The organism is Chryseobacterium sp. Tr-659 (assembly GCF_011752975.1).
Taxonomy (GTDB): domain Bacteria; phylum Bacteroidota; class Bacteroidia; order Flavobacteriales; family Weeksellaceae; genus Chryseobacterium.
Map to the genome: position 1 here is coordinate 67,306 of NZ_VWWP01000007.1, position 14,838 is coordinate 82,143.

The following is a 14,838-nucleotide window of genomic DNA, read 5'->3' on the forward strand; positions in this document are numbered from 1 at the left end:
AATTTTCTCTTTTTAGTATGAAAACAAGGAAAGCACAAAGAATATGTGCTATAACAATAAAAGGTAAAACTTTTCTACAATTCACTTTATCCAGTAAAAACCCATATATAGGAAACTGTAATAACCCTGCAACAAATAGGAAGGGTGAAATATTTTCATTAAATAAACTCCCAGTCATACTGAAAGGAAAAAGAACCAAAAACGGCCAATAACTTCCATGTCCTCCTCCAGCTGAGAATATTACAAAAAGTACAAGAGGCAGACTAAGTAAAGAAAAAAATACCCTGTATTTATATTGAGTCATCCAACATTATTCGTGTTCAAATTTAGGTAAATTATTACTTTGGATTATCAACAATATTTTTTTTAAATCATCTCAGCAACTATTTCTCCGATCTTCGGAGCTAATGCTACTCCCATTCCGGAAAGCCGTACTGCACAAAACTGTCTTTCCGAAATCTGTTTTACAATAGGTGTTTTCTCTGTTCCCATAGCCATTATTCCTGACCAGCGCAAAGCAATTTTAAATTTCTGATCCGGTAAGATCACTTCTTTTAAAAAATTTTCAAGGTGATTTTGCAGAAACTCTGTGGTTTCAAAAGCCGTGGTTTCTTCCGTTTTAAAATCCTGATTTCTCCCACCTCCCAGCAAAATTCTGTTCCCAAGATTCCTGAAGTAGTAGAACCCTTCATCATAATGAAAAGTTCCTCTCAGCTTCAATCCATCAATAGGTTCGGTCAGAATGATCTGTCCGCGGGCCGGAATAATTTCTTCTTCTTTCAGAAACTGGCCAGTAAAAGCATTTGTACAGTAAATAATCTGATCTGCTGTTACAGAAAGATCTTCTGAGAGTTGAACATGTATCTCATCTTTTGTTTCATCAATCCTTTTTACTGATGTTCCGAATAGAAATTCTACTTTTAACTCATAACATTTCTCCAGAAGTTTCTGAAGCAGCTTTCCGGAATGCAGGCTTCCTTCACATGGGTTTTCAATGAGGAAAGGGGATTTTCCAAGCCCGAATTCTTTTATTTTTTCCTGATCAGCGTAATAAGTCTTATCCAGTCCTGTTATTGATTTCAATTTTTCATTAACAGTGTCAAGGTACTGTAATGGCTCTTCATTACTGAGAATTTCATATCCTCCGTTCAGTTCAAAATCTATTTCATCGCTTTTAAAATATTGTCTGATTCTCTGAAGTCCGGCAAACCTCATCGCAACCAGTTCCAATGTTTTTTCCCAACCCATTTTCCGGGAATCGGCAATTATTTCCGTAAGGCTTCCAAAACATGCAAAACCGGCATTCCGTGTTGAGGCTCCCAGCGGAATCGTATTTCTTTCAATAACCAAAACAGATTGATCGGGATATTTCTCTTTAATGGATATCGCCGTCCAAAGGCCGGAAAATCCAGCTCCGATAATGATAATATCTCTCTTTCTGTAAAAAGTTTCTAGCTCCCAAATGCTGTTCATAGATAATCAGTGATGAATCTTTTTATGTTTTCTTCTAAAAACTTCCGGCTTTAATCCTCTTTTTTCTCATCCTCATTATGCTGAAACCCAATAGCCCGCTGGGGTTCTTCAACAATCCTGTACGTTTCCAGTTCATTTTTTAATGCCTGAATTCTGAACCTGAATTCATCAAAATTATTAATGATTACATCTGCCAGGAATCTTGCTACCTGATCAAGGTATTCCTCGGTAAGTTTTGCGGAAGCATCTCTTAAAGCTCCGTTCAAAAGGTTCTGATCAATCTTAAGCTTCTCGTTACGGGTTCTCTGGTAAAGGTTTTTTATACGCTTTTTTAAACTCTGGGTAAAGTCGACCAACATGGTATTGCTGAATGCTTTCATTCTTGAAGATACTTCATGCCAAAAAGGGACTTTATCTGCTTTGTTGTTTTTAAGTATTTTGTAGAGTAGAGAATCTTCTTCAAGCCCTCTGGTCATAGCATATAGGATAATTTCCGAACGCTCGGAGGCATTAGGCGGAAATATAGGAATCATCACATCAAATCTTCCCGGAGCGAGAATTTCTTCATCTATTTCTGAAACGGAATTGGCAGATCCTACCATTAAAACCCCTTCTTTTTCGAATTTTCCTATATAATGAAGAATAAGTTCCTGCGCCTCCAGATTGCAGGATGCGAGGTCTGTTTCTGCTCTTCTCTGCATCATAATTTCGTCAAAATCATCAAGGAAGAGTAATATTTTATTTTCTTTCATCATGGAAAGCAGAAAATCACTGAAGTTGATCTCACTTCCGTCAATCAGAGTAGTTCCCAGATAGTGCTTTTTAACTTCTTTAAACTGATATCCGATGATTTCGGCAATTTTATTGGCCCAGAAGATCTTACCGCTTCCAGGAGGTCCGTACAGAATAATTCCTGCGGGTCTGTTGATTCCCCAGTCTTTGATCTGCTGCGGGTTCAGGAAGGGTTCCAAAACGGCTGATGTATAAAAGAAAAGATCTCTGTATCCTATGAAATCTCTTTGCTGGAGGCTTGTTTTATGCCCGAAATAATCATAAACAAACTGATAGTTTCCCCCTAATTTGTTATCAATTCCATAACTTGAAATGGAAGATTTGAAAAATCCGTTGTCAAAAATATTCGGATTATTATCTTTAATTACTTTTTCAACTTTATCTTTAGGCTGATTGATGACTTCTGCAATCTGTTCAACCGTTTTATTTTTATCCAGATCTTTTTCATATAACCTTAAAAAATCTACGTTTTCACGCGCAAATTTTTCAAAATCGTCTTTCACATCAAAATTGGTACTGATACAGTCTACAAGTTCAAGATCAAAATCCTGTATAAACTGTTTTATGGCTTCTGCAGAAACATTGAGTTCGTCTGCGAGTTCAATTAATTTCATAACTTTTGATTAATTCAATCAAATTTAATGTATTTACAACTAAATTTAAATTGATTTATGATAATTCTGTAACATTTTCTAATTTACATAGACTACTACTATGTAAAACAAATTACATGGAAAAAATATTATCAGTAAAGAATTTGACAAAAAAATTCAAAAAAATAGTGGTAAACAATATTTCTTTTGATGTTGAAAAAGGAAATGTCTATGGTCTTCTTGGTCCAAACGGAAGCGGAAAGTCCACCACTTTTGGAATGCTGCTTTCAACAATCAATCCTACGAGTGGAGACTGGTTTTGGTTTGGTAAAAAAGGAACAGATCCTGAAACACTAAAAAGAATAGGAGCTATTATTGAGCAGCCCAATTTTTATCCTTATCTGAATGCGGAAACCAACCTTAAAATTGTTGCAGAAATTAAAGGAACGCCTTATTCAAGGATTGAAGAAGTTTTGAAAACCGTTAATCTATATGAAAGAAGAAAAGATGCATTCAAAACCTACTCTTTAGGAATGAAACAGCGTCTTTCGATTGCTTCTGCAATGCTGAATAACCCTGAAGTCTTAATTTTGGATGAGCCTACCAACGGCCTTGACCCTGAAGGGATTATTCAAATCAGAGAAATCATCAACGATATTGCTAAACAAGGTATTACTATTATTATTGCGAGTCATCTTCTGGATGAAATTGAAAAAATATGCAGCCATGTGATAGTACTGAAAGAGGGAAATTCCATCTATTGCGGAAGAGTGGATGAAATGACTTCCAATAATGGTTATTTTGAATTAAAAGCAGATAATAATACCTTACTTTTAAATATATTGAATGAACTTCAATGGTTTACCACCATCAATCTGGAGGGAGATCTTATTAAAGCCCAGATTCGTGATGATGCATCAATCTCTGCATCGGCTCTGAACCAAAAACTGGCAGAAAAAGGAGTTTTCTTATCTCATCTGACTAAGAAAAAACTATCTCTTGAATCTCAATTCCTTGAACTTGTAAAAAACACAAATTAATTATGATAAAGCTATTAAAACTTGAATACTACAAAAACCTGAACTACAAACCCTTCAAGGTTTTTACAATAATATATTTTGCGATCCTTATTGCATTGCTTTTTATTGGGTTGGTAGATTTTGATCTTTTCGGAGCAACCATCAATTTAAAAGAACAAGGCATTTATAATTTTCCGGAGATATGGAATTTTACAACATGGATTGTTGCTTTACTGAAGATATTTTTGGGATTAATTATTGTTTTCTCAATTTCACAGGAATTCAGCAACCGCATGTTCAAACAGAATACAATTGATGGATTGAGCAGAACAGATTTCATCAATTCAAAATTGCTTACCATAACTATTTTTACCACTGTATCTACCGTAATCCTGTTTGTTATTACTATGTTTTTAGGTTATCAGTACTCCAACACAACGGAATCTTCTAAGGTTTTTGCAGAGATTTTCTTTATTGGTAATTATTTTGTGAAATTATTTACATTCTTCTGTTTTTTAATGTTCTTATCTATTCTATTGAGAAAATCGGTATTTGTATTTCTTGCTCTTTTTGTTTTCTGGATTGTGGAAAGTATTTTATCCAGCGTGGAAGTTCTCACAAAAGTAGGGGGCATGCAGGGGGCGCAAAGAAATGAAATTCTTCAAAACGAATTCTTTGTAACAAATCTTTTACCACTGGAAAGTATGTCCAATCTTATTGCTAATCCAATGGTAAGACTGAATATGGCAAAAGCAATCGGAATGAAATATGAATTTCACTACCCTACAGAAAGCCTTATTGCTTGTCTGATCTGGTGTGCTCTCTTTATTATCGGATCGTATTGGATTCTAAGAAAGAGAGACTGGTAAATTCTACTATCTAAAATTGATAAATATTGGAGTGAATGCTCCCGCTTTGTATTTAAAATTGTTTTTAAAGTGATTCATTTTGAGTCACTTTTTGTTTTTTTGGCTTAAGATTTTCATTCGGTTTTGCTAAAAAACCATCTATGAAAAAAATATATTACGTCCCGGGATTGATAAGTGCACTGATCATTCCGATTTTATTCTGGTATTACGGAAATCAGAGAGTTCATCCGCCATATACAGTTGTAGATCTTGGGATTCCGGCGAAAATAAGGTCTGATGCAACTTTTGACAATACTTTTGAACCTTATAGAAACTGGAATTACAAAAAAATTGTAGTTAAACCTAATACCGCACTTCAAAATCAGGAGTTTTATGTTTCTGAACTGAAAAAATTACAGGCAAGAAATCAGAAAGAATCAGGAATTGAATTTGTAATCAATGATGAAAATAATTATCAGGACTTCATTGCTTTAATCAATGCCATGGCACTTTCTAAACAGGAGACGTATGGTGTTGATATCGAAAAAACAGGTCATTTTTTTGCCGTTCATTTTTATAAAGATCCTAATGTTAAGAAATCTGAATATGATTGCTTACTTTGCTACGATATCATCAGACCCGAATACAGACCTAATTTTTTTGAAACAACACAAACTTTACTCCCAACCCTTCCTAAAAAAATATACTACTTTATTTTTGGTTTTTTACTATTCTTAAATATCTCCATGCTCAGTATCTGGGAAAGATTTCAATTACATTATGATTCAAAATAAAAAGGCTGCCATCTGGCAGCCTTCCTTTCACATTACTTTTTATCTAACAACGGAAGATACTTTCCGTAACCTTTAGTCTCCATCTCCGCCTTTGGAATAAACTTCAGTGAAGCACTGTTGATACAGTATCGAAGTCCTCCTTTATCCTGAGGCCCATCTGTAAACACATGTCCCAGGTGTGCATCTCCTGTTTTACTTCTCACCTCTACTCTTGTCATTCCATGAGTACGGTCCATTTTTTCGTCAATCAGACTTTTGGTAATCGGTTTTGAGAAGCTTGGCCAGCCACATCCGGATTCAAATTTATCTGTTGAAATAAATAATGGTTCTCCAGTAGTAATATCTACATAGATTCCTTCGCGGGTTTCATTCCAGTATTCATTCTGGAAGGGTCTTTCTGTACCGTTTTCCTGAGTCACATTGTATTGTTCAGCCGTCAGCTTTTCTTTCAATACTTTTTTATCTTGCTTCTGATAAGCAGTTTTTGGAAGCGGATTCGCTTTTTTGGCCATTTCAAAAAGTCCCGGTTCAATATGACAGTAACCGCCCGGGTTTTTGTCAAGATAATCCTGATGATAATCTTCAGCTTTGTAGAAATTCTTCAATGGAATTGTTTCCACCAGTAACGGCTTATTATAATTTTTTGACAGTTGATGAACCTCATCTTTTACAACTGCTTCATCAGTTTTATTTGTGAAATAAATTCCCGTTCTGTATTGATTTCCTCTGTCATTTCCCTGCTGATCCTTACTTGTAGGGTCAATGGTTTTAAAATACAGATCAATTAACAGCTTCAAATCTACCTGATCGGGATCATATTTTACTTTTACCGTTTCGGCGAAACCTGTTGTATGGCTTACCACCTCTTCGTAAGTAGGATTTTGAGTATTTCCGTTGGCATAGCCTACTTCTGTTCCCACTACTCCACGGATTTGTTGAAAAAAGTGTTCAGTTCCCCAGAAACATCCACCTGCAAAATAAATCTCTCTAACGTTCTTATTATCCATAATTTCCTGTTTTTCTTTTTTAGATTCGGCCTCACCGGGCTTATTTTTCTTAAAAAGCCCGCTTCCTGCAGCAAAGACTGCAATACCCAGAATGATTCCGAGTACAATTAATATATTTTTCATATTTAGCTTTTTATTCATTACTTATTATTTTGAACGATCATTAATCCAAATCCTAAAAGCATCAGATCTTTTAAAATAAAGAAATCTGTCACAGGTACTCCATCTACTACTTTCCATATTCCCGGAGTTGTAAACAAATAGCTTAATGTTACCAGAAAAGTGATTATCATTCCTATTCCCGCATACTTTTTCAATACTGCAAATTTCGCACTAAATATCAGTAGTAAAGCAATGATAATTTCTATCGCTCCGATAAGATTTGACACTGCCTGCACACTCATTATTTTATACACAAAAGAGGTTAAGAAATGATTTTCTACCAAAGGCTTTATAGCTGCAGCTTCCGTAGGAGTAAATTTGAAGATACCAATCCACAGCAAAATAAGAGCAGCTCCGAAAAGTGAGATATAATATCCTGTTCTGTAAGTTGACTGATTGATTTCCTGTGATGTTCCGACCATGTTTTAAGATTTTAAATTATACTTTATTGTTTTCGTAAGTATAGTCGGAGCCTTTTTAAAATCCTGACAAAAAATTTTCTTAGAAATTTAGTTTTTTGATCACCTTATTTTTAAAATCCTGAATCTCAGATTCATCAATTTCAGTTTTCTTTTCTGAAAAGGTCTTTTGAAAAATTTTATCCAGAACGGCTAATTTTTCGCTGTACACCTTACACAATTTGCAAACCATCAAATGCAAATTAAGTTTCCAGCTTTCCCTGGACGAAATGGTACGGGCATTGCGTTTTTCCATGAGCAGGGTTGCTTGGCTGCATGGTAAAAATATTATATGTAGAATCTTCTTTATCATTGCTTATAATCTTGAAAACCAGTTAAACTCCAGACATTCTCTTAGCTGCATACGGGTTCGTTGTAAGATCTTCCAAAGGTTAGTCGTGGAAACATTCAATTCCTGACTTACTTCGGGTGCTTTTTTTTCTTCAATATAATACATTTTTAACAGGATCTTCCATCTGGAGGGTAGTTCTTCAATACATTCCTCCAAAGTTTTATTAAAGTCCTGATTGTCCAAAAGCTCGTCTCCGGAGGCTGATACATTCCAATCATTTAAAACGTCAGTATTCTTCCATGAACCTGTTTCGTCAAAAAAATGATCAAGTCTGATATTAGGTTCAGATTTGTATTTTTGTCTGTAAAAATCAGCAATTTTTCTATTCAGAATAGCCATCAGCCATGTTAACGGCTGGCTTTTTCCTTCAAAAGAATCATAAGCAGAAAATGCTGCAAGAAAAACTTCCTGCACCACATCCTGGGCATCTTCTTTATTGGAGAGCAGATACAACGCTTTCTTCAAAAGCGCACCAGAATACTCTTCTATCCAGCTTTTTAGAGTTTCGTTTTTCATCATTCAATAACTGTTTTTTTATCCATTCAGATCATTACGAAGATAATAAGTTAAATGGGAACTACCATTATATAAATAACTTAATAATACAAATATGAATTAAAAATGCCTGTTATATCTATTTTAAGCTTTATTTATAACGCTCAAATCCTCACAGTTCTTAAAAATCTATAAGATGTCAGTATTATGCAAATACTTGTAAGCCCATACTTGCCGCCATTCAAAACATAGCACAAAATTATTACAAATCGCTTAAAAATAGTAAATTTGCATCTTATCAAAATTTGATATTAAAAAAAGCAAAAGCAATACTATGACATCACAAGAGATACGTCAAAAATTTTTAGATTATTTTAAAAGTAAGGATCACCTTATTGTTCCTTCAGCTCCTATTGTGCTGAAAGACGATCCTACCCTTATGTTTTCCAACTCAGGAATGACGCAGTTTAAGGATTTTTTCCTTGGCTACAAAACACCTACCGCCCCAAGAATCGCCGATACACAGAAGTGTCTTAGAGTTTCCGGGAAGCATAATGATCTGGATGATGTAGGTAGAGATACTTACCACCATACCATGTTTGAAATGCTGGGTAACTGGTCTTTCGGGGATTACTTCAAAAAAGAGGCTATTGCTTTTGCCTGGGAATTACTGACTGAAGTATACGGAATTCCAAAAGAAAATTTATACGTTACAATCTTTGAAGGTGACGCTTCTGAAAACTTAAACAGAGACCAGGATGCATACGATTTCTGGAAATCTCATATTTCAGAGGACAGAATCATCAATGGAAATAAAAAAGATAACTTCTGGGAAATGGGTGAAAGCGGACCGTGCGGACCGTGTTCAGAGATCCATATTGACCTTAGAACTCCGGAAGAAAAAGCTGCTGTTCCGGGAATTTCTTTAGTAAACCAGGATCATCCGCAGGTAGTGGAAGTATGGAATCTGGTATTCATGGAATTCAACAGAAAAGCAGATAAATCTTTAGAAAAACTTCCTGCTCAGCACGTAGATACGGGAATGGGCTTTGAGCGTCTTTGTATGGCGCTTCAGGGAAAATCTTCCAACTATGATACAGATGTTTTCACTCCGCTTATTGCTAAAGTGGAAGAACTTTCAGGTAAAAAATATACCGGAATTCTGGAAGACGAAAAAGATATTGCAATTCGTGTTGTGGTAGACCATATCAGAGCGGTTTCTTTTGCTATTGCAGACGGGCAGCTCCCTTCAAGCGGAGGAGCAGGGTATGTAATCAGAAGAATACTAAGAAGAGCAATCTCTTATTCTTACCGATTCTTAGGAATGAAAGAACCTTTCCTTTATAAGCTTGTAGCCGTTCTTCAAGAACAAATGGGACCTTTCTTCCCAGAGCTTGAAAAGCAAGGAAAACTGGTTACTGAAGTAATCAAAAGTGAAGAAGATTCATTCTTAAATACAATCGAAACCGGGTTAATCCGAGTTGAAAAATTAATTCAGCAAACAATTGCAAACAATCAAAAAGTTTTACCTACTCTTGAGGTTTTCGAATTGTATGACACTTATGGATTCCCTGATGATTTAACAAGAATTATTGCAGAAGAAAAAGGATTAACCATTGATGAGGAAGGGTTTGATGCTGAAAGAGAAAAACAAAGAAAGCGTTCTCAACAAGATTCTGCCCAGAAAGTATATGACTGGGTAAACCTTGAATCAAAACCTGAAACATTTGTAGGTTATGATCAGATTGAATCTGAAACCTATATTACAAGATACAGAAAAGTAGAAAATAAAGACGGAGAATTCTATCAGGTTGTACTGAGCAGCTCTCCTTTCTACCCTGAAGGAGGTGGACAGGTTGGAGACAAAGGTATTCTTGAAAATGCCACTGAAAGCTTTGAAGTATTGGAAACCAAAAAGGAAAACGGACTGATCATTTCTTTAATTAATGGTCTTCCGAAAGATGCTGGTGCTCTATTCTATGCAAAAGTAAATGCTTCAGACAGAAAGAACTCTCAGGCTAACCACTCTGGGACTCACCTTCTGCATGAAGCTTTAAGAGATGTTTTAGGAACTCACGTAGAACAGAAAGGTTCTTATGTAGGTCCTGATTATCTTCGTTTCGACTTCTCTCATTTCAACAAAATGACTGAAGAAGAGCTGGCTTTAATTGAAGAAAAAGTAAACCAGAAGATCAAAGATCGTATTGCTTTGCAGGAATTCAGAAATATTCCTATTCAGGAAGCTTTGGATAAAGGTGCAATGGCTTTATTCGGTGAAAAATACGGTGACAGCGTGAGAATGATCCAGTTTGGAAGTTCAAAAGAGCTTTGTGGAGGAACTCACGTAAAAAATACCAGCGAAATCGGTCATTTTAAAATTACGTCTGAAGGTTCTGCAGCAGCAGGAATCAGAAGAATTGAAGCGATTTCCGGAGATAAATCTGAAGAATATTTTAAAAATCTTGAAAAACAGATTATTGAACTGTCTCAGTTATTAAAATCTAAGGATGTTGTAAGATCTATTGAGAAATTGATCGAGGAAAATACATCGTTAAAAGCTGAAGTAGATGCTCTTAAAAAAGAGAAAGCAAAGGGAGAAATCGGTGACTGGAAAAATGCTTATGAACAAAAGGGCAACAAGCAGCTTTTAGTTAAGAAAACATCTTTGGATGCAGGTTCTGTAAAAGATATCGTATTCCAGCTAAAAAGGGAGATCCCTACTTCGGTAACAATTATTCTTTCTGATGCAGACGGAAAACCTATGATTACCGTAGGAGTTTCTGACGATCTTGCAGCAGATTATCAGGCGGGAGCCATCGTAAAAGATCTTGCAAAAGAGATCCAAGGCGGCGGCGGCGGAAATCCTGGTTTTGCAACAGCAGGAGGTAAAAATCTTGATGGTTTGGAAAATGCTTACCAGAAGGCTTTGAATATCTAAAAATAGCACCACTTTGTGGCTTTTGAAGGATTTCATTATCCTGATTTAATATAAACAATAATCCCTTTCAGTTTTTGAAAGGGATTATTTATTTGTTAAATTTAATTTACCTGTAGATCAGTATACAAATTATCAACTACTTTTTCTAAAATTTCTCCTGTTTCATTAAAGCTGGCATTTGTCAATATAGATATCCCCATATTTTTTTTAGGGTAAATCACAAACCAATTCTGCATTCCGTATATCCCACCGTGATGTCTGTACATTAATCTATTATTATCTTCTATGATGTACCAATGATAACCTTCCCAAAAATCAGTGCCTTCTTTATATAATTTTTTATGAGATTCCTTTACAATAAGATTAGACTGGTCAAGTTGCAGTTTCATATATTTCACCAAATCCGGTGTTGTAGAATGCAATCCTGAAATCCCACCCCATAAAGTTCTATTGAAGTTAGGCATTAACTCGTTTTTATCGTTGTAACCTTTCACCAATCTTGCTCTGTCATTTTCAGTGAGTGTAAACTTGGTTTGGTTCATTTTATTAGGTTTCAAAACAAATTCAGTGACCAATTCCTCAAAAGGTTTTTGATAGACTTTTTCAAGTATATATGCAGTCACTTCAGGAGCTGTATTTGAATAGTAATATATCTCTCCAGGTTTTGTTTCAATTTTGATGAGTTTTAATCCTTCAAAGAAAGCTTCTTTATTTTCGCTTTTTATAGGAAAATTAGGAAAGCCACTTGTATGGGTGATGAGGTGCTTAATTCTTATGGGTTCACCTTTAAACTCTAAATTGGGATAAGATCCGTTAAGATAGATTCTAATATCATCCTCCATATTTATTTTTTTATCCAGGACAGCCTTAGCGGCTACATATCCTGTAAAAGTCTTAGTGACGGAAGCTAATTCATACAGTGTGGAATCGTTGGGTTTGTTTCCCTTTCCAATCGTTAATTCCCCAAAATGTTTCATTGTAGATTCACCATCTTTCAATACTGCAATGGAAACGGAATGAAATCTTTTGTCCTCTAATAGCTTAAGAGCATTTTTTGTAATTGCAGTTTCAACATTCTGTTTACTGATTTGCGGAACATTTTTACACCCAAGTAAGGCTATAAATAAAATAGAGGTTAAATATTTCATGGTTATAGTTTATCGTTTAATCTTCTGATTAAATGGTTAAATAGCATCTGGTTGTATGCCATGCATCCATCCAAATTATAATTTCTTTAAAAATACATAATTATCCATTAAGAAAGTAATATTGAAAACAAAAGGAGAAATCAATGGATAAAAATTTCTACAAAAAATTATATTTCCATGTAGTCTGTAACTTTTTGATCAATAGTCTCGTCTTATCTATAAAAAACAATGGCAAGATTATTATTTCTTTTATTTTTATTTTTTACTGTGCTTTTTTTTGGTCAGACTCAACTGAGAGTGCTCAATAAAAGCAATAAGCAGCCTATTCCAAACGCAGGTGTTTATTGTGATGACAATTTGCTTGGGAAAACCAATCAGGAAGGAATTTTATCTTTCAAAACAAAATGTAAAAAAGTCGAAATTCTTGCCAGTAATTTTGAAGATATTATAGCGGACGTTAAGGGGTCCATGGAGGTATCTATGCAGCCATCATCCGAAAAGAGAGAAAATATCGAACGGATTATTATTACGGATAAGAGTGATCCCAGAGCCTTGAAAATTCTGGATGAAGTCAATAGAAAGGCAAAAGAAAACTCACCAAAATCTTTAGATTCTTATAATTTTAAGTCGTATACCAAATTTTCAATTGATGTTGATCAGGATTCTATTGACACTTTCAAAAATTTTTTAGCGGTAAGAAGAGACTCTCTTTCAAAAGTTGACAGAAGAAATTTCAAACAGAAAGAAAGTGAAAAGAAGGATTCCTTAATCAATGAAGACTTTTTGAATGCTTCACAGGAAAGCCAGATGTTTCTTTGGGAAAAAGCCACTGAATACAAATATTCCAGGAAATATGGAGAAAAAACCAATATTATCAATAACAGAATGTCAGGGTTTAAAAATCCTATTTACGAAGCGTTAGCTATCAATATTTCAAATCTGGACAAAACTCCAAGACAACTGAGACCTGAAAACAGAAAACTGTTTCATTTTTATCTTTCTGATACGTTGCAGATTGACGGCAGAAAAACATATGTCATCAAATTCAAAGAAATTACCGATAAGAAAAAGCAGAATCCCAGAAAATTTAATGGAAAAATATATATTGACGCCCAAAGTTTTGCTTTGAAAAAGTTTGAAAGTGTCAATAAAAAACAAAACGAGGGAAATATTGTCTCTGTGTGGAAACCCATCAATAATAAATGGTTTCTGGATTATGAAGACATTAAACTAAAAATGGGCGACCAAACCTTTAATACCTCTAAAAAAGATAGTTTAAAACCGGGAGAAAAAATAAAATACAATAAAAAAAGATTTGGAAACTATCTCTATGTCAAAAACAGATTCTTCGATTTTGAATTAAATGAAGCGCAAAAAGCATCCGAATTTAAAGGCTATTCTCTCGAAATGAAAAATCCGGACGGAAGTCTTATGCAAAAATACAGAACTGACAGTCTTACTTCCAGAGAAAGCGCAACCTATACCAAAATCGACAGTTTTGTAGAAAAACATGACTTCGAAAAGAAGCTGAGCTTTTTAACCCAGCTAATGAGAGGAAACCTGAGGTACAAAATGATTGATTTTGATCTTACAAAATTTATCAGTTATGATAAATACCAGGGAATTCGTTTGGGAGCAGGAGTAAAACTTAACGAAAAATTCAATAAAACATTTTCTCCTGATGGCTATTTCGGATATGGCTTTAAAGATCATCACTGGAAATATGGTGTAGGGTTAGATATAAAATTATCAGACAAAAGAACCTCTGTTTTCCGGATCGATTACGTAGATGATGTATTTGCAGCCGGGAGATTCAATAATACTATGTGGGATGCAATGATGAAATTTTCTGACATCAATCTTGATCTTCACAACGGTAATTTCTATAAAAATCAAAAATGGGGAGCATCATTTCTTTATGATATTTCCAATTCATTAAGCATGAAAGTGGCGGTGAATAAAGAAAAACAGGAAGCTCTTTTCGATTATCAATATAAAAACTCAGGCAATCGTTTTGACAATACAAGCGCAACACTGTCTTTGAAATTTTCTCCGAATGACAAAAATATCATGACTCCAAGCGGGAAATACACCTATGAAAAAGGGTTTCCACAAGTTTTCATGAATTATGAGCAAGGGCTTAAAACTTTAGGCGGTGATCTCGATTATCAAAGACTGGATCTACTGCTTATTCATCAGTTCAGATCAAAATTGGGATATACCAACGTCAAGCTTTTTGGAGGAATATCCTCCGGTACTGCCCCAATCTGGAAAAACTTTGAGATTGCCGGACAAACAGATAACAATGCCGATAAATGGTCTTCAAAATTAAGTACCCCTACAAATCTGGGGTTTGCAACCATGCCTGCCGGAACTTTTTTTACGGATAAATTTGTTGCTTTCCATGTTTCACAATATCTGCCTTTCCGATTTAAAACGTTTGGCGACAGATATTCCAACATAGAAATTGAATATCAGTCTGCCATCGGAAATTTTAAAAACAGAGGAGACCATCAGTTCAATTTTCAGGTTCTTGATCATTACTATCAGGAGGTTGGGCTTATCTGGAACCGTTTCTTAGGAAGAAGTTTTGGTGTTGGATTTTCTTACAGACTGGGGTATTATCAGACTTCCCAATTTAAAGATAATTTCGGAGTGCAATTCAGACTCAATGTTCTATAAAAAGATCAGATATTATAAACCTACTTTAAACTCCTGAAAATTTCAGGAGTTTTTTATTTATATCCGTTCTAATTATT

At 34.9% G+C, this 14,838-nt stretch carries 13 protein-coding genes; 6 read left to right on the forward strand and 7 right to left on the reverse strand.

Features of this window, described 5'->3' with window-relative positions:
* Positions 1-17 precede the first annotated feature (17 nt).
* A complete protein-coding gene (locus F3J23_RS15180; protein WP_167030792.1) occupies positions 18-212 on the forward strand; it encodes a hypothetical protein in 195 nt (64 codons plus the stop codon).
* Between the two features lie 154 nt (positions 213-366).
* Here the strand turns inward: F3J23_RS15180 and F3J23_RS15185 are convergent, their stop codons facing one another.
* Both F3J23_RS15185 and F3J23_RS15190 read right to left on the reverse strand, forming a co-directional pair.
* The gene (locus tag F3J23_RS15185; protein ID WP_167030795.1) at positions 367-1,473 is read right to left on the reverse strand and encodes an NAD(P)/FAD-dependent oxidoreductase; all 1,107 of its coding nucleotides are present in this window, start codon (positions 1,471-1,473) and stop codon (positions 367-369) included.
* Between the two features lie 50 nt (positions 1,474-1,523).
* Positions 1,524-2,879, reverse strand: coding sequence for an AAA family ATPase (locus F3J23_RS15190; RefSeq protein ID WP_167030798.1), 1,356 nt, complete (start codon positions 2,877-2,879; stop codon positions 1,524-1,526).
* A gap of 116 nt (positions 2,880-2,995) precedes the next feature.
* Here F3J23_RS15190 and F3J23_RS15195 point away from each other — a divergent pair, with 116 nt between their 5' ends.
* From F3J23_RS15195 to F3J23_RS15205, 3 genes are all read left to right on the forward strand, one after another.
* Positions 2,996-3,898, forward strand: coding sequence for an ABC transporter ATP-binding protein (locus F3J23_RS15195; RefSeq protein ID WP_167030801.1), 903 nt, complete (start codon positions 2,996-2,998; stop codon positions 3,896-3,898).
* A gap of 2 nt (positions 3,899-3,900) precedes the next feature.
* Positions 3,901-4,746, forward strand: coding sequence for an ABC transporter permease (locus tag F3J23_RS15200; protein WP_167030802.1), 846 nt, complete (start codon positions 3,901-3,903; stop codon positions 4,744-4,746).
* 140 nt (positions 4,747-4,886) lie between these two features.
* The gene (locus F3J23_RS15205) at positions 4,887-5,519 is read left to right on the forward strand and encodes a hypothetical protein (protein WP_167030803.1); all 633 of its coding nucleotides are present in this window, start codon (positions 4,887-4,889) and stop codon (positions 5,517-5,519) included.
* A gap of 32 nt (positions 5,520-5,551) precedes the next feature.
* Here F3J23_RS15205 and msrB read toward each other — a convergent pair whose 3' ends face one another.
* From msrB to F3J23_RS15225, 4 genes are all read right to left on the reverse strand, one after another.
* Entirely contained in the window at positions 5,552-6,649 is a 1,098-nt protein-coding gene (gene msrB, locus F3J23_RS15210) for a peptide-methionine (R)-S-oxide reductase MsrB (RefSeq protein WP_167030804.1), read from the reverse strand.
* Between the two features lie 17 nt (positions 6,650-6,666).
* Positions 6,667-7,110 (reverse strand): DUF417 family protein, encoded by a 444-nt coding sequence (locus tag F3J23_RS15215; RefSeq protein ID WP_167030805.1) that lies wholly within the window; start codon positions 7,108-7,110, stop codon positions 6,667-6,669.
* 79 nt (positions 7,111-7,189) lie between these two features.
* On the reverse strand, positions 7,190-7,402 hold the full coding sequence (locus F3J23_RS15220; protein ID WP_228455353.1) for a hypothetical protein: 213 nt from the start codon (positions 7,400-7,402) through the stop codon (positions 7,190-7,192).
* A gap of 60 nt (positions 7,403-7,462) precedes the next feature.
* Entirely contained in the window at positions 7,463-8,017 is a 555-nt protein-coding gene (locus F3J23_RS15225) for a sigma-70 family RNA polymerase sigma factor (protein WP_167030807.1), read from the reverse strand.
* A gap of 310 nt (positions 8,018-8,327) precedes the next feature.
* Here F3J23_RS15225 and alaS point away from each other — a divergent pair, with 310 nt between their 5' ends.
* Complete coding sequence (alaS, locus tag F3J23_RS15230) at positions 8,328-10,931, forward strand: alanine--tRNA ligase (protein ID WP_167030808.1); 2,604 nt, start codon at positions 8,328-8,330, stop codon at positions 10,929-10,931.
* A gap of 101 nt (positions 10,932-11,032) precedes the next feature.
* On the opposite strand, the gene F3J23_RS15235 is transcribed toward alaS, so the two are convergent.
* The gene (locus tag F3J23_RS15235) at positions 11,033-12,079 is read right to left on the reverse strand and encodes a serine hydrolase domain-containing protein (RefSeq protein ID WP_167030809.1); all 1,047 of its coding nucleotides are present in this window, start codon (positions 12,077-12,079) and stop codon (positions 11,033-11,035) included.
* A 228-nt stretch (positions 12,080-12,307) separates the two neighbouring features.
* On the opposite strand from F3J23_RS15235, the gene F3J23_RS15240 reads away from it, so the two are divergent.
* The gene (locus F3J23_RS15240; protein WP_167030811.1) at positions 12,308-14,761 is read left to right on the forward strand and encodes a DUF5686 family protein; all 2,454 of its coding nucleotides are present in this window, start codon (positions 12,308-12,310) and stop codon (positions 14,759-14,761) included.
* Positions 14,762-14,838: the final 77 nt, after the last annotated feature.